Here is an 18829-nt window from a genome sequence, read left to right on the forward strand (position 1 = left end):
CGCCACGGGAAAGCTGAAGAAGGCCGCGATTCGTGCCAGTAGGGGGCACGAATCGCGGCCTTCTTCAGCTTTCCCGTGGCGGTCCGCTCCAGGGAGTCTCGGATCTCCACCGACGTCGGGCACTTGTAGCCGGCCAGCTTCGACTTGGCGAAGGCGATGATCTCCTCGCCGGTCACCGCCATCCCCGGTCGGGCGACAACGAGGGCCTTGACCGTCTCGCCCCACTTCTCGTCGGGAACGCCGATCACGCAGGACTCGGCGACGGCGGGGTGGTCCGCAAGCGCATCCTCGACCTCGGCGGAGCTCACGTTCTCGCCGCCTGTGATGATCACGTCTTTGAGCCGGTCTGCGATCGTCACGTACGAGTCGTCGTCGATCGAACCGAGATCGCCCGTGTGGAACCAGCCGTCCCGCGTCGCCTCGGCGGTGTCGCGGGGTTGATGCCAGTAGCCCTTCATCACCACGTTGGAGCGGGCGAGAACCTCGCCGCTGTCGTCGATGCGCAACTGGACGCCGAGCGAGGGCGGACCGGCCTTCACGAGTGCGGCGGCCCGTTCCCCTTCGCTCCAGTCCGCCCACTCCGTGCGGGACCGGTTCAAGGTCAACAGGGGCGCTGTCTCGGTTAGCCCGTAGAGCTGGATGAACTCCCAGCCGAGATCGGTCGCGACGCGCTCGACGACCCGGGTCGGGGGCGGGGCTCCGGCGACGACGATCCGGGTGCGGCCGGCGCCGGGGATCGGGCTGTCCCACTGCGCGGCCGCGTCGAGAACGAGCGACACGACGGTGGGCGCACCACACAGGAGCGTCACGCCGTGGCGTTCGACGCGCCGCAGGATCTCCGCTCCGTCGGCCTTGCGGAGCACGACTTGCGGAACACCCATAGCCGCGGTGGCGAAGGGCATGCCCCAGCCGTTGCAGTGGAACATCGGAAGGGTGTGCAGGTAGACGTCTGCCTCACACACGCCGGCCTGCCAACCGAACACGGCGGCGTTGAGCCACAGGTTGCGGTGGGTCAACTCGACGCCCTTCGGGCGGGCGGTGGTCCCGCTCGTGTAGTTGATGGTCGCCGTCGCGTTCTCGTCGGGATCCGACCACGGTTCGGGTTCCACACCGAAGCGGTACAGCTCCGGGTCGGTGGCCGTACCGAGGCTGATCGATCGTGCGACGGGGAGGCCGGCGACGACGTCGCTCATCTCCTCGTCGTGCAGCAGGACCGTCGATCCCGAGTGCTCGACGATGAAGGCGATCTCGTCACGCCGGAGACGGAAGTTGATCGGGACCAGCACGCGCCCGGACCCGGGCACGGCGAGGATGCTGATGAGTAGCCGCGCGGCGTTCTGGCTGGCGATGGCCACCCGCTCGCCCGGTCCGACTCCGAGGGCGTCGAGCCCGGCCGCCTGCGCGGCCGCGTGCTCTCCGACCTGTCGGTAGGTCAGCTCGCCGAGCCCACCGCCGGGTGGCGACGGCTCGTCCACGACACCGACGCGGTCACCGAAGACGGTGACCGCACGGTGGAGGTGATCGGCGATGGTGAGCGGGAACTGCATTCAGATCTCCCATTCGTAGGAGAACTTGGCCACGCGCACGACGAGCAGCGTCTCGATCGCTCCGATGCCGTCGAGGCCGCCGAGGACCTCGTTCTGGAACTCGAGCAGGTGGCCGTGGTCCCGGAAGAACGCCTCGACCATCAGCTGGCTCCCCCCGAGCGTCAGACCCAGATACCTGACCTCGGGCCGGTCGTGGAGGTGTTCGGACGCAGTGTCCAGGTCAGCGGGCCGCACGGCCACGAGGAGGAAGGCGGAGATGGTCGCCTCGGTGGCGTCGGGGTTGACGACGGCGATCATCTTGATCTGGTCCTCGTCGAGCATCCGCGTGACCCGGTTCCGGACCGTGGTCTCGGCGACGCCGAGCTTCCGCGCGATCTCGGTGTTGGGTGTGCGGGCGTTCTTCTGGAGGAGCCGCACGATCTTCTTGTCGGTCTCGTCGAGCACGTCAGCCTCGTCGGCATTCCGGTATGGAGGAACCGAAGCTACATCGGTCGCCCGACGAGGATCTCGACCTCCACCTCAGCGGGGTCTCAGAGACCCTCACGGAGCGCCTCGTAGGGGATGCGCTCGGGCCACGGGATCCACGCGCCTGCGTTCTCGGGCGAGATCATCCTCCCGATCGGACTGGCGGCGCAGTAGCCGTCGAGAGCCTCACCGTCGACGAGGTGCCGCACGACGAGATCGCCGACCGTGGCGCCGATCCCGGGGCAGTCGAGGTCCCAGGTTCCGTGGTGTTCACCGGCGAGGATCGCCTCGACCGCTTTGGGAGTGCCGTTGCGGGACACCGTCTTCACTGTGCCGAGCCGTCCGGTCTCGCGCAGTGCCCGCAGAGTGCCGTGCATCGTCTCGTCGTTGTAGGGGACGACGCCCGCCAGGTCGTCGAAATCAGCCAGGAGATTCATCGTCTTCTCGTAGCCACCCTCGGCCACGTCCGAGATGTTCTTGTACCTCGGGTCCTCGGGGTCGTTGACCAGGTGGAGGCCCGATGCCTCGATCCCGTGGCGGATGCCCAACAGCAGTTCGATGTCGTCGACGACGTCAGGGCCGCCGAGCACGCCGACCCGCGCACCCGGTTCGAGGATGGTCGCGAGGTACTCCATCATGTAGACGCCGTGGTTGAAGTTGGGGTACACGACACACCCCTCGACGGCGAAGCGGGGCCGCTCCAGTGTGAAAACCGGGATCCCCGCCGCGGTGGCTCTCCCGACGGCCTCCGCGGGGTTGTGGTCGTCGAGGACGTAGACGACGATTCCGTCCACGCCGGCTTCGACCCCTGCATCGACGGCGGCCGACTGGCGCTCGAGCCACTCGGGCTCGCGGAAGTCCTCGGTCAGGACCCTCATCTCGATCCCGGCCTGGGTGAGGCGGTGATCGAGGCCGTGCGCAATCGCGTCGACCCCGGCGTTGGCCCCGTAGTTCATGGCGTTCACGTAGAGCACTCTCACGTCTGTTCCCCTATCGGATGGTCGGTTGTCGTCCGGTGTTCTGCGCCATCACGGCGCGGCCCTCACTCGAGCCCGAAGACGAAATCGGTGACGGCGATCCGCTCGTCCCAGGGGAGCCAGGTGTCGACGTTGGCGGCTTCGATCATCCTGCCGACCGGGCTCATGCCGAGGAAGCCGTCGAGCGGGTCGCCCTCGAGGTGGCGCACGACGAGATCGCCCAGCGTCGTGCCGATCCCCGAGGCATCGAGGTCCCAGGTTCCCTGCGAGCGGCCCAGTCGCACCATCTGCACCGCGTCGGGGGATCCGTTGCGGGAGATGACCGTCAGGTCGTCGGGTCGCCCGACCTCGTCGAAGGCTGCGAGCGCTCCGAGCATGGTCTCGTCGTTGTAGGGGATGAGCACGTCGAGGTCGTCGAACTCCGCGAGTGCACGCTTGGTGATCTCGGTCCCACCGGCGGCGATGTCGGTGAGGTTGCACCACGACGGGTCGGTCGGGTCGTTCACGACCTCCGCTCCGTTGCGGCCGAACGTGTAGAGGAGCCCGGCGACCTCTTCGGAGTCGTCGGGGGTGTCGGGCCCGCCGATGATCGCGACCCGCGGGGCCTCGAGGCGGTCGAGCAGCCACTCAGCCATGAGGACGCCGTGGTTGAAGTTGGGGAACAGCACTGCGACGTTCACCGGGAACAGCGGACGGACGAAGCTGAACACCGGGATGCCCGCCGACCGGGCGAACGCAACGTCTTCAGCTGGGCCCGACGGGTCGAGCGCGTAGAAGCAGATGCCGTCGACACCCGCCTCCACACCGGCGCGCACGGCCTCGCCGGTGCGCCCGACGCAGTCGGGTTCACGGAAATCGGCCCCGAGCGTCCGCATCTCGATCCCGGCGCCGGTGAGGACGCTCTGAAGTCCGAGACCGATCGCGTCGATCGCCGGATTGGTGTCGCCGACCATCGGGCTGACGTAGAGAACTCGCATGTTGTCTCCTCCGCTCAGGTGTTCTCGAAGTACCGGTCGAACTCCCACGGGCTGACCTTCTCGTGGTACTCGTTCCACTCGCCGCGGCGCATGGCGATGTAGTCACGCACGAACGGCGCCGGGAACGTCTCGTGGACGAGTGGGTCGTCCTCGAAGGCCTCGATGGCCTCGAGCAGGTTGCGCGGGATGCGCCGCCCCTTCGGACCCGAGGACTCGTCGCGCCAACTGGCGTTGTCCTTCACGGCCTCACCCGGGTCGAGGCCGAGGGCGATTCCTTCGAGTCCGGCTGCGAGGGAGAAGGCCGACGCGATGTACATGTTGGCCGACGTGTCGACGGTGCGATTCTCGATGGCGGGGCGGTTGCCCGGCAGGCGAAGCATGCAGGAACGGTTGTTGGTGCCGTACTCGGCCCACACCGGGGCCCACGAGACCGATCCGTCCGAGAGGCGCGGCACCAGACGCTTGTAGGAGTTGACGGTCGGGCAGGTGAGCGCTGCGAGTGCGTTCGCGTGGCGGAGCAGTCCGGCGGCGAACGACATGGCCATGGGCGTCCAGCAACGGTCCTCTCCGGTTCCCTCGATGAAGAGGTTCTCACCGGTCTCGATGTCCTCGAGGCTCATGTTCATGTGCGCTCCCGAGCCCCACGAGTCATGCGAAGGCTTCGGCATGAACGACACGACTGCGTCGTGGTTCTTGGCCACGTGGCGGAGGAGCAGGCGCAGGAACATCAGCCGGTCACACATGTCGGTGACCTCGGCGTGGGTGAAGTCCAGTTCGTACTGGCCCGAGCCGCCCTCCTGGTCGAAGCTGAACAGGCCGAGGTCGGCGGCCTGCATGTGTTCGGCGATCTCGGTGAGGACCGGCATCGAGTCCATGGTGGACTCGATGTCGTAGGCGGGGGTCGGGTACAGAAGGTTGGACGCCGCGAGCGGAACGAGCTCGGGGAGTTTGTCGCGCTGGAAGATATGGAACTCGACCTCGACGCCGAGCATGAAGCGCCTACCGTCGGCCTCGAGGCGGTCCAGGACGCTCTGGAGGATGGACCGCGGGCAGTTGGAGAAGGGCTCCTTGCCGGCGAAGACGAGGTTGGCGGCGAAGAAGGCCACCGTCGGGTCCCACGGGAGGATCCGCACGCTCGCGGGGTCGGGTATTCCCACCGACTCCTCCTCGTTGGGGTTCATCTCGCCGAGGTTGCCCATGCCGCGGGGCGTGTAGCGCTCGGAACCGGCGAGCATGCCGGGGAGGTTGTCGATCGGGACGACCTTGCCCTTGGGACGACCGGCGATGTCGGACCAGGCGCCGAACGCCCACTTCACGCCCTCGCTACGGAGTCGTTCGGCGAGTGCGGTGTGGTCGTCAGCGATCGATCGCAGGGTGTCCATCAGGGGCCTCCGGAGAGTCATGGGATTCGGGAGAATCGGGTGAAACAGGGGTTTCGTCGGGGGCGGACCCGGTGACGGATCCGCCCTTGGAGAACACCGCCGTGGCGCGGGCCGGTAGTCGCAGCTCGCGCACGCCGAGCAGGCCGTCGGGCCTGGTGATGAGGATGAGGAGGAGCACGGTTGCGAGTCCGAGCTCGGAGACCCCGTTGCGGCTCGGGATCTCCCAGCCACCGATGCTCATCCCCCGCTCGACTTCACGGAGCGTTTCGAGCACGACGGTGAGGGTGATCGCGCCGACCACGGCCCCCGAGAGGCTCTTGAGACCTCCGACGACGAGCATTGCGAGGACCGTGAAGGTGAGCGAGATGTAGAAGCTGTCGGGGTTGATGTTGCGGAAGAACAACGCGAAGAGGGCTCCGCCGACGCCGACGATGAACGCCGACAGGACCCAGGCGACGCCGCGTTCCCACCAGACCCGCACACCCAGGGCCCGGGCGGCGGGTTCGTCCTCGCGTGACGCGGCGAGCCGGCGACCGATCGGCGAGACCCGGAACACCGCGGCGACAGCCACGGCGATCAGGCACCACACCAGGATCGACTCACGGGACGGCCTGGTGGCGTCGAGGATGAGGCCGCGGTTGCCCCGGGTGAAGCGCTCCCAATTCTGGAAGACCACCCGCACCGTGATCAACAGCGCAACGGTTGCGAGGCTGGCCGCCAGTCCGCCGAGACGCATGAGCGGTATCGCGACGACCGCGGCGACGATCGCCGCGACACATCCGGCCACGATGGTGGCGGCGACGGGGTTCAGTCGCACGTCGCCGACGAGGTTCGGGAGCTCGTCGAGTTGGAGGCCCTGTTGACGGTCCGACATCGTCAAGATCGCGGCCGTGTAGCCACCTATGGCCATGAAGGCGATGTGGCCGAACGAGAAGACGCCCGAGGTCCCGACGAAGATGCTGATCCCGACGCCGACCGTCATCAGTATCAGGCCGTTGATGACGGCGCGATCGAGCGACGTCCCGCCGAGCGAGCCGATGTAGGTCGCAGCGATGATCAGCACCCACAGGGCGCCGATGCGACCGAACAGTCGCGCCGTCACACCCGCTCCTCGAACGCGGCGACACGGAACAGGCCGCCTGGCTTGAGAGCGAGCAGAGCGAACACCGCCAGGAAGAGAAAGGCATCGCGGTACCCGCCGAGTTCGAACGGCAGGACGTTCTGGAGGGTGACGCTCGCCGCGCCGAGGACGTACCCGCCCACGACGGCGCCCGAGAGGCTGCCGAGGCCACCGATCGTGGCGGCGGTGAAGCCGAACAGGACCGGCGTGAGACCCATGCCGATCGAGATGCTCCCGGTCTGGGCCACGAGCAGAACGGCCCCGGCACCGGCGAGGAGACCTGCGATCGCGAAGGACCCGGCGATGACCCGGTTGGCGGGGACACCACACAGGCGCGCCATCCCGAAGTCCTCGGCGGCAGCTCGCATCTGGGTGCCCGTGCGGGTCCGGTTGAGGAAAAGGGCGAGCCCGCCGAGCAGGACAGCGGTGGTGATCATGGTGATCACCGATAGCCAGCTGATCCGAACATCGCCGACCTCGAAGGACTTCCGGAAGACGGGGTTGATGTCGGCGGACTTCGGCAGGGTCGTGAAGATGAGCCGGGCGAGGCTCTGGAGGGCGAAGCTGACCGCGAACGAGGTGATGAGCAAGGTGGCTGGACTGCCCTTGCGCACGGGCCGGAACGCGAGTCGTTCGACCATTAGCGACAGCACGATCGAGGTGCCGACCCCGATCATGACGATGAGTGGCCACGGCAGATCCTGGGCGAAGTAGACGGCGTAGGCGCCGGCCATGATCAGCTCGCCGTGGGCGAAGTTGACGAGGCGCATGATGCCGAACGTCAGCGCGATTCCGAGGGCGAACAGAGCGAAGAAGCTGCCCGTCGTCAATGCGTCGATGATGTCCTGGATCAGGTCGCTGAAGGTCACGTGTCGCCTCCTTCGCCGAGGTAGAGCCCGGCCAGGTCACGGTCGGCGAGCTCTTCACGTGTTCCCGACGCCACGACGGAGCCGTTCGACAGGACGTAGGTGCGGTCCGCGAGGCGGACGGTTCGTTTGGCGTTCTGTTCCACGAGCAGGACGGTGGTTCCCTCGGTGCGCAGCGCGGCGATCGCGTCGAACACCGTGGACACCGCCTGGGGGGCGAGGCCCAGGGACGGCTCGTCGAGAAGGAGCAGGCGGGGACGGCTCATCAGGGCCCGCGAGATGGCGAGCATCTGCTGTTCGCCACCACTGAGCTTTCCGGCCTGGCTGTCGCGGTAGCGGCGCAGGACGGGGAATCGCTCCATCTCGCGTTCGATGTCGGCATCGACCTCTCCACCCGGGGAGCGCACGGTCGCCCCGAGTTCGAGGTTCTCGACGACGGACAGGGAGCCGAAGATCCGCCGACCTTCCGGGACGAGCGCCACGCCGGAGCGGACGATTCGTTCCGGGGCCTGATGAAGCAGGGAGGACCCGGCGAGGTCGATGGTGCCACCCGCCGGGACGACCACACCGGTGATGGCGTTGAGGGTCGTCGACTTGCCGGCGCCGTTCGGCCCGAGCAGTCCGACGATCTCGCCCTCTTCGACGGTGAGATCGACGTTTCGCAGTGCGGCCGTCCGGCCGTAGCGGACGGTGAGGTCCGAGATGACGAGAAGACTCATGCGTCGTCGCCCTCGTCGTCGGGGCCGAGGTATGCCTCGATCACCCGGGAGTCCCGGCGGGCCTCGGCCGCGAGGCCCTGGAAGATCGTCCGGCCGTAGTCGAGCACGTGGAGCCTGTCGCAGAGTCGCATCACCAGGCGCATGTCGTGTTCGATCACGAGGAGGCCACAGCCGAGTTCGGCCCGCACGGTCTCCAGGCGACCGAGGAGGTCATCGCTCTCCTCCTCGTTGAGGCCCGCGGCGGGCTCGTCGAGCATCACGAGGTTCGGTGCCGTGGCTAGCGCCCGGGCGATACCGACGCGCCGTTCCGCACCGTAGGGCAACTCGCCGGCGAGACGGTCCGACAGCGCGACCAGTTCGAGCAGTTCGAGGAGGTCGTCGGCACGGCCCCGGGCTTCGCGTGTGTTGACGCCCGAACCGAGGGCGGCGACCTCGACGTTCTCTCTCACGGAGAGATCGGCGAAGAGGCGAACGCCCTGGAAGGTTCGCGTGACGCCGTTGCGAGCCAGCCGGTCGGCCGGCCATCTCGACACGTCGATGCCGTCGAGACCCACCGAACCGGCGGTGAGGGGTTGGAAGCCCGTAAGGGCGTTGACGAGGGTGGTCTTGCCCGCCCCGTTGGGACCGATGAGACCGAGGATCTCTCCCTGCCGGAACTCGAGGTCGACCTCGTCGACGGCCCTGACCCCTGCGAAGTGGACGCAGACTCCATCGGCTCGCAGGGCCGCCCCTCCGCCCGCTGTGGGGCGGAGGGGCGACTCCATGGAGGGGACCTGCGTCATCTCGGGTCTTCGCTGCCGACGGGCCTGCTCAGCTCAACAGGCCGAGTCGGGGACGAGGCTCGGTGTCACGTACTCGACGAACGACGGGACGCCGCCCTGAATCTCGACGATCGCCATGTTGCGGCCGAGCGGGATGTGACAGGTGTCGGTGAAGGTCGTCGGACCGACCAGGGTCGGCTCGTCGGTGAAGCTCTCGATGGCGCTTGCCAGCGCCTCGGTGTCCGTGGAATCGGCCATCTCGGCGGCGCGCGCCACGATCTCGACGATCTGCTGGCCGAACAGCGCGTAGATCGCCCCGCCAGCCGGGTCGACGAACTCGAGGAACGTATTCACATCCGCGTTCGGGTCGTCACCGGCCGACGAGACCATCGTCGGGTAGTAGAAGTCCGACAGGTCCGGGGTGGACTCGAGCCAGAAGGTCCCGTCGTAGCCGGCGCCGCCGATGATCGGAAGGTCGATGCCGCCTGTGCGGATCTGACGGATGGCGCTCGCCCCACCCGGCGGGTACGAGCATGCGATGAGCACGTCGGCATCGGATGCGGCGATCGAGCTCACCTGGGAGTTGATGGACGCGTCGGAGTTGAGGAACGTCTCACGACCGGCGATCGAGCCGCCGAGTCCGGTCCAGACCTCTTCGAAGAAGTCGCACAGCGAGGTGGAATACTCGATGCTCGTGTCGACGAGGAGGAATGCGTTGGACCAGCCCTTGGTGTTGTAGCCCCATTCGGCCGCTGCAGCGCCCTCGGTGGGGGTGCCCTGGTAGACGTTGAAGTGAAGGTCGCCCAGACCCTCGTACCCGAACTCCGGCGCGCCGGCGCCACCCATCGAGATGAGCCCGGCGTTCGCCGCAGCCAGTGCCGCCGCGGCACCGAAGTCGTAGTCCGCGGTCGTGACGATCAGATCGGCACCGTCGGCGATGAGGCTCTCGGTGACCGCCTCCACCTGGGTGACGTCGGTCATGTGGTCGGCGATCATGAGCTCGGCCATCCGACCGTTGATGCCGCCCGCGGCGTTGACCTGCTCGATGGCGTACTCCATGCCCTTCATGACTTCGCTGTCGTAGAGCTCGAAGCCACCGGACTCGGCGATTGCCGCGCCGAAGACGAACGGCTCGTCATCCATCGGCTCCTCGGACCCGTCGTCGGCCGGTTCCTCGGTGCCGTCGTCGGCCGGTTCTTCCGTGCCGTCGTCGCTGGGCGTGTCCGCCCCGTCGTCGCCGGCGGCCGTGTCGTCGTCATCTCCGCATGCTGCGGCGATGAGCGCGAGCACGAGCAGCAGTGCAAGCAGCTTCCTCATGATGGCTCCCTCCTGGACCCGACGTCGCCGGTCACCCGACGGCGCAGAGGCCCAACGAATGTGAAATTCACCGCCTGACTATGCCACGCCGACGAATATCGCACCAGAGCTAGCGATGAACGCCCTATTTCGTTTCCCGTCAGAAGTCTGACGATGAATGTCGCCCCCGCGGCTGGCTAGGGTGGCGGCCATGGACGCACGACGCTGGGGACGCGACGCCACACCGGAGCTCGCCGGTGGCGCCCTCGACGGGGTGGTCGGCCTGCTGCCGGTGGGGGCGACCGAACAACACGGACCACATCTGCCGACGGCGACCGACTCGATCATCGCTGAGCACCTGTGTGTGGCCACGGCTTCGGCGGTGCCGGACACGATCGTGTTGCCGACGATCACCTTCGGGGCGAGCGCGGGACATGGTCGGCTGCTCGCCGGGACGATCGGCGTGACCGGAGCACAACTCGCGGACCTCGTCGTGACGATTGCGACGGAGGCGGCCCGCTCGGGGCTGCGGCGGATCCTCGCGGTCAACGCACACTTCGGGAACGGCGCGGCCCTGGACCTCGCCCGGGACCACATCCGCCTCGAGCGTCCAGATCTGCGGTTCGGCGTCATCCACTGGTGGACCCTGGGCGCCGAGCTCACAGCGGAGATGACCGCCGACGGTGCCGACGTCCACGCCAACCGGGCCGAGACCTCCGTGATGATGGCGATCGCACCTGAGACGGTGCATCTCGACCGCGTCGCCGACGCCGACGATCCGGACCGCACCGACGGTCTCGTGTTCGGCTACACGGCTGCGTCGCTGTCGACGAACGGCGTCACAGGGCGGCCGTCGGAGGCGACCGCCGAGCTCGGTGACCGCCTGGTCGGGCTGGCGGTCACGCAGCTCGTCGACGTCGTGGCCCGGGCGAAGACCGAAGAACCCCCTCTGTCGGATCACCGTCCCCGAGGGGCGTGAGCCTCGGCATGAGGCGACATTCTCGACCGAGATCACTCTGCGCATGTCCAAGAGTGAGCGGCGACGCGCGTCCTCGGAATCAGCCCAGCGCCTCCTCGAGCGTGTGAATGAGCTGGTCGATGTCGGCGCCGGTGTTGTAGACGTGCGGTGAGATTCGGAGGGTCTGGCCGCGAACGCTCACGTACACGTTGGCCGTCGCGAGGTACTCGACCAGATCGGCTGGAATTCCGTCGCTGAGGGAGATGCCGAGGATGTGTCCAGCGCGCTCGTCCCCGTCGAGGCAAGTCAGTCCGAAGCCATTGGCCCACCGGGCGATCTCAGCGTTGCGGGCCGCGATCGTCGCCGCGATCTCGTCCACCCCCCACTCGAGGACCAGCTCCAGCGCCGCAACCAGTGCCGGAATCGTGTGGAAGTTCGCCGACTCCCCGACATCGAAGCGACGAGCGCCCGGTTGGTAGCCATCGCGGTAGTCGACCAGACGTCTGAAGTCTGCGCTGTCACTGCGGGAAATCCAGTTGAACTCGATGGGTTTGCCCGCCTGGCGATGGGGCGCCACGTACATGAATCCCGCGCTATAGGGACCGAGGAGCCACTTGTACGCCGCGGCCACCAGAAAATCGGGCGCGAGCGCCTCGACATCGATCGGGAGCGCGCCGACGGACTGCGTGACATCGAGGACGAGGCTCGACCCCGTCGCCCTGCAGCAACGCGTGACCTCCTCCAGATCGAGCAGAGCTCCATCCGCCCAGTGGCAGTGCGGCACCGCGACCACCGCCGTCCGCTCGTCGATCGCGGAGGTGACTGCAGAGGTGATGCCACCGTCGCGAGGGCGGGGCACGGTCACCAGCCGGGCACCGGCCGCGGCCGCCACCTCCTGCCATACGTACACGTTGGACGGGAACTGCTCCGCGAGCACCACGATCGACTGGCCGCCACCAACTGGGAGATTCCGGGCGGCGACCGCCAGGCCATAGCTCGCTGCCGGGATCAGCGCGACGTCATCGGCACGGGCATGGATGATGCGGGCGAATAGTCCCCGAGCTGCCTCTGGCCCAGAGAAGAAATCGTCTGGTACGAGTTCCCATGGCCGCGCCTTGCGCTCAGCTCCGCTGCGCGCTGCCTCCACCACGGCGTAAGAGAGCGGAGCCATGTAGGCACAGTTCAGGTAGGCGACGCCGTCGGGTATGTCGAAGAGATGTCGCTGAGCGGGAATCATGGAATCGGAGGGGAGTCGGTTCGTTCCTGTCGTCGGCGCCGCGGTCAGCGTTCGGGTTCGAACCAGGCGATGCGGTCGTTGCGGCCACTGGAGATCCACAGGTCGTCGCCGACATACAGGGCCGTGGCGGCGGTGCCGAAGATCTCGTGGTCCAGCCGGACGAGTTCACGGACCTCGAGGGTGTCCGGGTCGATCTCGATGGCCGAGAACGGGAAGTTGCAGCTGTCGTCCACCTGGAGGCGGGCGAACACCTCGTCAGGGGTGACGAGCGACCCGACAGTCAGCAACGTGTCGTCGCTGCTCCACTTGACGTTGTCCACCATCATCTCGACGGGGATCGTGGTGCGCTGCACCGGCTCCACACCCCGGGAGATGCGGACGAACTCGCGGGTCGCCCACGAGCACACGTAGTACCAGGCGTTGTCCGGTGAGACCTCGACACCGTTGGGCGAGGCGAGCGCGCTGTCGGGGACGTCGGTCCAGCCGACACCGGCGTGCCACTCCTTGAGGTTGCCGCTGACCTCGCCCCGGCAGACCTTGTCGAAGGCCTCGGGGTCACGAAGGTCCAGGAAGTTGGTGGCGACGATGCCGCCGTCGAGCAGCGGGGCGACGGCGTTGCCCCACACTCCGTCGTCCTGGATGATGGCGCCGACCCAGGCGAGGTGGGGCTGGCCCTCCCCCATTGCATCGACGAGGAACACCTCGATGGACTCGCGCCCGCCGTGGTTCACGACGTAGAGGGTGTGGAGGCCGTCGTCGCCGGGACGCAGGGCGAGACCGTGGGAATCGAAGACCGATGGGTCGGGCCGGTCGACGGTGCCGTAGGTGGCGACGTCGGGGTCGTAGGTGACCTTGTCGGGGAAGACCTCGGTACCGGTCTTCGAGTGGAGGTCGACGAGGTAGAGGTGGCCGGCCGGCCGGTTCACGCTCGCCATGCCGCTGGCGATCATCCATTTCGTGTCCGGGACCACCGCGATGTCCTCGGAGTTGTAGAGCCCTGTCACGAAGTTCGGTTCGTTCGAGAAGTTGCGCATGCGGTGTCCCCCTGGTCGGTCGGGCACATCTTTCCACTGTCCGGCCACGGCGTGTCACGGCGGCTCGGGGAGCTGGCACGTCCACACTGCGCCAATGTCGTAGCGAATCGGGCGGCAGTCAGATCCGGTGGTGCATGCTGTGGGTCACACCGAAATCGAGGAGGACGGCATGGCTGATCTGAAGGCGATCGCACATCGGATGTTCGACGAGGTGATATCGCAGGGGAACTTCGACGTGTTGGACGAGATCGTCCACGAGGACGTGATCGAGCACGAGGAGCTCGGTGACATGCCGTCGGGCCGCGCCGGCGTGAGGGCGTGGTTCACGATGATGCGTGACGCGTTCCCGGACCTTCGGGCCGAGATCGTGGCGATGGCCGTGGACGGCGACGAGCTGTGGGTCCAGTCGGTGTTCCACGGAACCCACCGCGCCGAGTTCATGGGCATCCCGGCGACAGGGAAGTCCTTCTCGATGAACGTCATCGACCGGTTGCGGTTCGTCGACGGGAAGGCCGCCGAGCACTGGGGCGTCGCCGATCAGATGGGGATGATGGCCCAGCTCGGGCTGAGCGAACCTCCCGGCTGAGCCGAGCGCTGCGGAGGCGACGACGGCCGGAGCCAGTTCGCCGGCCGGGCGAAGTCAACGGACAGACCGTAGGCGGGCCCGGCGCCACTCACTGTCGCGTCGCCGATCCGTATTCGTGGGGTCGAACCGTCCATATTCATGTGGCAAGTTGCGGATCGCCACACCGGCGCAGATCGCTTCTCGTTCCTGCGCATGCGTCCGATGACGCTGTTCGACAGCGGTCACAGCAGCGGCACCACGTCGCTGTCGGCACTACTCGAGGGTGGCGCGGCCCGGAGCGCAGATCCGCGAATCAGCATTCGCGATCTGACAGAACGGATCGTGGTGGGAGGCTGGCCGGCCCAGCACGGTCGCCCGATCCGGGACGCTTCGCTGGCCGCGCTCGACTACCTGCGCCAGGTACAACAGGTCGACATCACCTGCGTCGGCGAAGGCGACGGGACCCGGCCCGGGTCGGATCGCTTCTGCGGTCCCCGGCGCGCAACGTGGCCGCCGAGGTGAGGGAATCGGTGCTGGCCACCGATGCCGGCGGCCCCCTCGACGAGCACACGGTCGCCGGATTCGATGCGGACGCTCACGACGTCAGCCCGGATGGTTGGGGCCGACCCACCTCACCGGCTCGGGGTCTTCGACCGGCTCGATGTCGAGGTTGACCACGACGGGCTCCTGGTCCGACCGGACGAGCACGCACTCGAGGACCTCGTCGGCGGAGGCGTTGATCTCCTGGTGCGGCACGTACGGCGGCACGAAGATGAAGTCGCCCGCCTCGGCCTCGGCGACGAACTCGAGGTTGTCGCCCCAGCGCATCCGGGCACGCCCGCTCTTGACGAAGATGACGCTCTCAAGGTGGCCGTGGTGGTGCGCGCCGGTCTTGGCGTCGGGGTGGATGTCGACCGTCCCGGCCCACAGCTTCTCGGCGCCGGCGCGGGCGAAGTCGATGGCAGCGGCCCGGTTCATCCCCGGCGTCTGCGCCGTGTTGGTGTCGAGCTCGCCCGCCTTGACGACGCGGACTCCCTCGTTCCGCCAGTCCTTTCCAGTGGTCTCGCTCACGACACACCCACCGTCTCCACGGGGACGGCCCCGCTCCCGGCGTGCCCGTTGCCGGCGCCGGGGTCGAAACCGTAGTCCCGGCGTGCGGCCTCCTCGGAGACGACGCCGTCACGGACGTCGGCCTCGAGGGATGCGGGGTCACGCTCCTCGGGTGGTCCGTAGCCGCCGCCACCGCTCGACTCGATCAGCACCTCGTCGCCGATGTTGAGCTCGTAGAACTGGTTGGCGTCCATCGGCTCGTCGGTGCCGTCGGCCCGTCGGATCGACATGTTGTACTGGATCCCGCGGAGACCTCCGCACACTCCCACCGGTGCGGTCTCGGGCCGATTCCCACTGCCGAAGTTGGCACACGGGATCCCGTCGGCGAGGACACGCCACCGGTAGCGGACCCCCAACCCGCCTCGCCAGCGTCCGGCGCCCGCGCTGTCGGGCAGCAGCTCGTACTCGAGGACCTCGTAGGGCGTTACGAGCTCGTGGAGCTCAGGATCCGGCGAGCGGATCCCACCGAGGCAGATAACCGGGCCGATGTGGTCCCAGCCGTCGAATCCCTGGGTGGCGCCGCCGCCGCCCTTCGACATGAAGTGAATGTCGGAGAACGGGCGGCCCGTACGAGGGTTGATTCCCATCGTGGCGGGGGCGCACCAGCGAGCCCAGGGGGCGTCGACCCACTCGGGGATGGCGTCGGACAGCGCCAGCCAGGCGGCCTCGGTCATGGCCTCGCACGTCGACACCGTGCAGTTGGTGGTGGGCGCGGGCTCGATCGGGTTGGCGATGCTGCCCTTGCGGGTGGTCACCGTGATGGGTCGCGTGGCGCCGTCGTTGTAGCGGATGTCCGCTCCGAACAGGGCGAAGAACGACAGGTGCGACGACGAGATCGTGTTGGGCAGGCTCGAGTTGAGGTAACCCTTGGTCTGGTCGTCGCTGTCGGTGAAGTCGTACTCGATGCGGTCGCCGTCCACCCGGATCGTCAGCCGCACGGTGGGTTGGACGTCGAGGTCGATCCCGTCGTGGTCGATCCGGGCTTCGCCGCTGTACACGCCGTCGGGGATCGCGACGATCTTCTCGGCCACCTGGCGTTCGCTGGCGTCGAAGATCTGGTTGATGGCGGCGTCGACGACGGCGGGGTCGAACCGTGTCAGGAACTCCGACATCCGTCGTGCACCGAGTCGGGCTGCGCCGAGCTGACAGTTGAGATCACCCTCGACGAGGAAGTTCACGCGGGTGTTGAGCATGATCATGTCCCAGACGTCCCGGACGAGCTCGTCCTCACGCATGATCCGCACGGGTGGGATGCGCAGGGCGTCCTCCCAGGCGTCGCGGGCTCGGGGGTTGTAGCCGGCCACGCCGCCACCGCCGACGTCGGCGTTGTGCCCCTTGGCCATGACCCAGAAGCGATGCTCGCCCTCGTGGAAGACCGGTCGGACGATCACGACGTCCGGCGGGTGGTTGTTGCCCCTGTAAGGGTCGTTGAGGATCCACGCATCGCCCTCGGCGACGTCGTCGCCCGCCCGCTCGGCGATCGCCGCCATGGCGTAGGGCGTCGACCCACCGATCACGGGGATGTAGTGGGTCTGGGCGACGAGGCGGGCCTCGCGGTCGAAGATCGACGTGACGAAGTCACGCGCCTCGGAGAAGATGGGCGACCGCGAGGTCCGCAGCATCGTCTCGCCCATCTCCTTGGTGATGGCGTCGAGTGCGTTCGCGATGACGCTGACTTTGATCGGATCGATCGTGGCGCTTGAGCTCACGGTCATCCCTCCTCCGGGTCGGGGGTACCGGCGTCGGCTCTCCGACGCAGAACGTAGTTGCCCCACCGGTCGCGTGACAGGTGAAACGAGGGTGTGACGACGATCGCCGTGGTGGACTGCTCCACGATCGCGGGGCCCTCGACGATCTCGTCGACAGCGAGGAGTTCGGCGTCGTAGACGGGTGTGTCGACGAAGTCGCCGTCGAAGTAGGCCGGGCGGGTCCCCTTCATCGCCTGACCCGAAGCGAGCCCGTCCACCTCGATCTCGGTGAGCTCGCCCGTCTCGGTCTCGCCCACGGCCGTCAGACGCAGGTTGATGATCTCCACGGGGGCCGACTCCATCGAGTAGCCGTAGAGGTTGTCGTGGATCTTGTGGAAGCGGCTCACGACGTCGGCGACCGTGTCGGCGCTCACGTCAAGGCCGGGGAATGCCGGGACCTCGACCTCACCGAACTGCCCGATGTAGCGGGCGTCGACGGCGTAGGCGTAGCGGATCTGGTCCTCCTCGACCTTCTCGGCGCGCAGGGTCGCGGTTGCGTCGTCGGTCATCTCGCGCAGCAGCCTGCGGACATGATCGAGGTCCAGTTCGGCGACGTCGACCGGATAGGTCCGCACGAAGGTGTGCTTCAGATCCGACAGCAGCATCCCGGCGGCGCACAGCACCGACGCCTCGTGGGGAACCATGATGAAGTCGATGCCGAGCTCCTCGGCGATGGGACAGGCGTGGACCGCCCCGGCCCCACCGGCGATGACGAGCGCGAACTCGCGCGGGTCGTGGCCGCGGTTGACCGAGACCACCCGCACGGCGCCGGCCATGTCGGAGTTGACGATCTCGTAGATGCCGGCCGCTGCCGCGGTCACGTCGAGCCCGAGAGGCTCGGCGACACGGCTCCGCACGGCCTCACGGGCGAGGTCGGGGTTCAGGGCGATCGCGTCCGAGAACGAGCTCGGGTCCAGGTAGCCGAGGAGGAGGTCGGCGTCGGTGACGGTGGGGTTCTCGCCGCCGCGGCTGTAGCAGGCCGGTCCCGGGTCGGCTCCTGCCGAGGCCGGTCCGACGGTGAAGAGCCCACCGGAGTCGATCGACGCGATCGATCCACCTCCGGATCCGATGGTGTGCGTGTCGAGCATCGGGACGCCGACGTGGTAGCCGGAGATGGACGCCTCCGACGAGATGACCGGCTCGCCCTTCTGAACGAGGGAGACATCGAAGCTGGTCCCGCCCATGTCGACGGTGATGACGTTGGTGAGGCCGTGCAGCGCTCCGTAGGCGACGCCGGCCACCGGTCCACCGGCCGGTCCCGACAGCAGCGTGTTGACGGCGAGCCTGGAGGCGACCTCGGGGGCCATGACCCCGCCGTTGGACTGCATGATGAGCAGCACGCCACCGAAACCGCTGTCGTCGAGCGCCGACCGCAGGTTGGCGAGGTAGCGGCTCAGCGGCGGGCCAACGTAGGCGTTGAGGGCTGTGGTGCTGTTGCGCTCGTACACGCGGATCTGCGGCAGGACGTCGCTCGACGCGCTCAGGTACACGCCGGGAAGCTCCTCACGGAGGATCTCGATGGTGCGCCGCTCGTGGGAGGGGTTGAGGAACGACCAGAGGTAGGAGACGGCGACCGCTTCGACGTTCTCGTCCCGCAGGAACCTCGCGGCCTGCACGACGTCGGACTCGACGAGGGGGATGGAGACGGTGCCCTCGACGTCGATGCGTTCGGTGATCGGGATGATCCTGTGACGGGGGACGAGTGCGGGGGGCGGGCCGTACTTGTTGGAGTACTGGTGCTCCCTCAGGCCGCGCCGCATGTTGAGCAGGTCACGGAAACCCCGGGTGGTGAGGAATCCGACGCGGGCTCCGTTGCCGGTCAGCACGGCGTTGGTGGTGATCGTGGTGCCGTGGACGATCCGCTCGACGCGGCCGAGGAAGGTCCGCAGGTCCTCACCGACGTCGTCTGCGGCGAGCGTGATGCCGGTGATCACCCCCCGTGCGGGGTCGTCGGGCGTGCTGGGGGTCTTGTAGACGCGGCGGTCCCCGTCTGCGGCCACGACGAGGTCCGTGAAGGTTCCTCCGACGTCGACTCCGATTTCGATGGTCACGGGTTTCGATTTCCCT

The 18829-nt window shown here is 67.8% G+C and carries 18 protein-coding genes; 3 read left to right on the forward strand and 15 right to left on the reverse strand.

Going from position 1 to position 18829, the window contains the following annotated elements; translation table 11 throughout:
* The 10 genes from RIE08_18240 to RIE08_18285 form a co-directional block, all read right to left on the reverse strand.
* Window positions 1-1547, reverse strand: a 1547-nt coding sequence (locus tag RIE08_18240) for an AMP-binding protein (protein MEQ8719546.1), incomplete at its 3' end; no start/stop codon positions are given.
* Complete coding sequence (locus tag RIE08_18245) at window positions 1548-1991, reverse strand: AsnC family transcriptional regulator (protein MEQ8719547.1); 444 nt, start codon at window positions 1989-1991, stop codon at window positions 1548-1550.
* A gap of 86 nt (window positions 1992-2077) precedes the next feature.
* Window positions 2078-2992, reverse strand: coding sequence for a substrate-binding domain-containing protein (locus tag RIE08_18250; GenBank protein ID MEQ8719548.1), 915 nt, complete (start codon window positions 2990-2992; stop codon window positions 2078-2080).
* Window positions 2993-3054: 62 nt separating this feature from the next.
* Entirely contained in the window at window positions 3055-3966 is a 912-nt protein-coding gene (locus RIE08_18255) for a substrate-binding domain-containing protein (GenBank protein ID MEQ8719549.1), read from the reverse strand.
* 14 nt (window positions 3967-3980) lie between these two features.
* Window positions 3981-5348, reverse strand: coding sequence for a hypothetical protein (locus tag RIE08_18260; protein ID MEQ8719550.1), 1368 nt, complete (start codon window positions 5346-5348; stop codon window positions 3981-3983).
* Window positions 5323-6450: a branched-chain amino acid ABC transporter permease gene (locus RIE08_18265; GenBank protein MEQ8719551.1), complete on the reverse strand. Its 1128-nt coding sequence runs from the start codon at window positions 6448-6450 to the stop codon at window positions 5323-5325. Before RIE08_18265 ends, RIE08_18260 begins: the two co-directional genes overlap by 26 nt.
* Window positions 6447-7337 (reverse strand): branched-chain amino acid ABC transporter permease, encoded by an 891-nt coding sequence (locus RIE08_18270; protein MEQ8719552.1) that lies wholly within the window; start codon window positions 7335-7337, stop codon window positions 6447-6449. The genes RIE08_18265 and RIE08_18270 overlap by 4 nt, the downstream gene beginning before the upstream one ends.
* Complete coding sequence (locus tag RIE08_18275; protein ID MEQ8719553.1) at window positions 7334-8053, reverse strand: ABC transporter ATP-binding protein; 720 nt, start codon at window positions 8051-8053, stop codon at window positions 7334-7336. Before RIE08_18275 ends, RIE08_18270 begins: the two co-directional genes overlap by 4 nt.
* On the reverse strand, window positions 8050-8817 hold the full coding sequence (locus tag RIE08_18280; GenBank protein MEQ8719554.1) for an ABC transporter ATP-binding protein: 768 nt from the start codon (window positions 8815-8817) through the stop codon (window positions 8050-8052). Before RIE08_18280 ends, RIE08_18275 begins: the two co-directional genes overlap by 4 nt.
* A gap of 51 nt (window positions 8818-8868) precedes the next feature.
* Window positions 8869-10131, reverse strand: coding sequence for an ABC transporter substrate-binding protein (locus RIE08_18285; GenBank protein ID MEQ8719555.1), 1263 nt, complete (start codon window positions 10129-10131; stop codon window positions 8869-8871).
* Window positions 10132-10321: 190 nt separating this feature from the next.
* Between RIE08_18285 and RIE08_18290 the strand changes: the two genes are divergently transcribed.
* A complete protein-coding gene (locus tag RIE08_18290; GenBank protein MEQ8719556.1) occupies window positions 10322-11089 on the forward strand; it encodes a creatininase family protein in 768 nt (255 codons plus the stop codon).
* A 79-nt stretch (window positions 11090-11168) separates the two neighbouring features.
* On the opposite strand, the gene RIE08_18295 is transcribed toward RIE08_18290, so the two are convergent.
* Together RIE08_18295 and RIE08_18300 are read right to left on the reverse strand one after the other, a co-directional pair.
* Window positions 11169-12305: an aminotransferase class V-fold PLP-dependent enzyme gene (locus tag RIE08_18295; GenBank protein MEQ8719557.1), complete on the reverse strand. Its 1137-nt coding sequence runs from the start codon at window positions 12303-12305 to the stop codon at window positions 11169-11171.
* 44 nt (window positions 12306-12349) lie between these two features.
* Window positions 12350-13339, reverse strand: coding sequence for a hypothetical protein (locus RIE08_18300; protein ID MEQ8719558.1), 990 nt, complete (start codon window positions 13337-13339; stop codon window positions 12350-12352).
* A 169-nt stretch (window positions 13340-13508) separates the two neighbouring features.
* On the opposite strand from RIE08_18300, the gene RIE08_18305 reads away from it, so the two are divergent.
* The gene (locus RIE08_18305; protein ID MEQ8719559.1) at window positions 13509-13925 is read left to right on the forward strand and encodes an ester cyclase; all 417 of its coding nucleotides are present in this window, start codon (window positions 13509-13511) and stop codon (window positions 13923-13925) included.
* 138 nt (window positions 13926-14063) lie between these two features.
* Window positions 14064-14426: a hypothetical protein gene (locus RIE08_18310; GenBank protein MEQ8719560.1), complete on the forward strand. Its 363-nt coding sequence runs from the start codon at window positions 14064-14066 to the stop codon at window positions 14424-14426.
* An 81-nt stretch (window positions 14427-14507) separates the two neighbouring features.
* On the opposite strand, the gene RIE08_18315 is transcribed toward RIE08_18310, so the two are convergent.
* The 3 genes from RIE08_18315 to RIE08_18325 are packed head-to-tail and all read right to left on the reverse strand — an operon-like array spanning window position 14508 to window position 18813.
* Window positions 14508-14975: a cupin domain-containing protein gene (locus RIE08_18315; GenBank protein ID MEQ8719561.1), complete on the reverse strand. Its 468-nt coding sequence runs from the start codon at window positions 14973-14975 to the stop codon at window positions 14508-14510.
* Window positions 14972-16723 carry a hydantoinase B/oxoprolinase family protein gene (locus RIE08_18320; GenBank protein MEQ8719562.1) on the reverse strand — a complete coding sequence of 584 codons (1752 nt, stop codon included), beginning with the start codon at window positions 16721-16723 and terminating at the stop codon, window positions 14972-14974. Before RIE08_18320 ends, RIE08_18315 begins: the two co-directional genes overlap by 4 nt.
* A 2-nt stretch (window positions 16724-16725) precedes the next feature.
* A complete protein-coding gene (locus tag RIE08_18325; GenBank protein ID MEQ8719563.1) occupies window positions 16726-18813 on the reverse strand; it encodes a hydantoinase/oxoprolinase family protein in 2088 nt (695 codons plus the stop codon).
* Window positions 18814-18829: the final 16 nt, after the last annotated feature.

It is taken from the genome of Acidimicrobiales bacterium, assembly GCA_040219085.1.
GTDB lineage: Bacteria > Actinomycetota > Acidimicrobiia > Acidimicrobiales > JAVJTC01 > JAVJTC01.

Excerpts from the sequence above, each read along its gene's own strand:
- RIE08_18255 (MEQ8719549.1), bottom strand. The coding sequence starts at position 3,966 with ATGCGAGTTCTCTACGTCAGCCCGATGGTCGGCGACACCAATCCGGCG.
- RIE08_18260 (MEQ8719550.1), bottom strand. The coding sequence starts at position 5,348 with ATGGACACCCTGCGATCGATCGCTGACGACCACACCGCACTCGCCGAA.
- RIE08_18275 (MEQ8719553.1), bottom strand. The coding sequence starts at position 8,053 with ATGAGTCTTCTCGTCATCTCGGACCTCACCGTCCGCTACGGCCGGACG.
- RIE08_18280 (MEQ8719554.1), bottom strand. The coding sequence starts at position 8,817 with ATGGAGTCGCCCCTCCGCCCCACAGCGGGCGGAGGGGCGGCCCTGCGA.
- RIE08_18285 (MEQ8719555.1), bottom strand. The coding sequence starts at position 10,131 with ATGAGGAAGCTGCTTGCACTGCTGCTCGTGCTCGCGCTCATCGCCGCA.
- RIE08_18290 (MEQ8719556.1), top strand. The coding sequence starts at position 10,322 with ATGGACGCACGACGCTGGGGACGCGACGCCACACCGGAGCTCGCCGGT.
- RIE08_18295 (MEQ8719557.1), bottom strand. The coding sequence starts at position 12,305 with ATGATTCCCGCTCAGCGACATCTCTTCGACATACCCGACGGCGTCGCC.
- RIE08_18300 (MEQ8719558.1), bottom strand. The coding sequence starts at position 13,339 with ATGCGCAACTTCTCGAACGAACCGAACTTCGTGACAGGGCTCTACAAC.
- RIE08_18305 (MEQ8719559.1), top strand. The coding sequence starts at position 13,509 with ATGGCTGATCTGAAGGCGATCGCACATCGGATGTTCGACGAGGTGATA.
- RIE08_18310 (MEQ8719560.1), top strand. The coding sequence starts at position 14,064 with ATGTGGCAAGTTGCGGATCGCCACACCGGCGCAGATCGCTTCTCGTTC.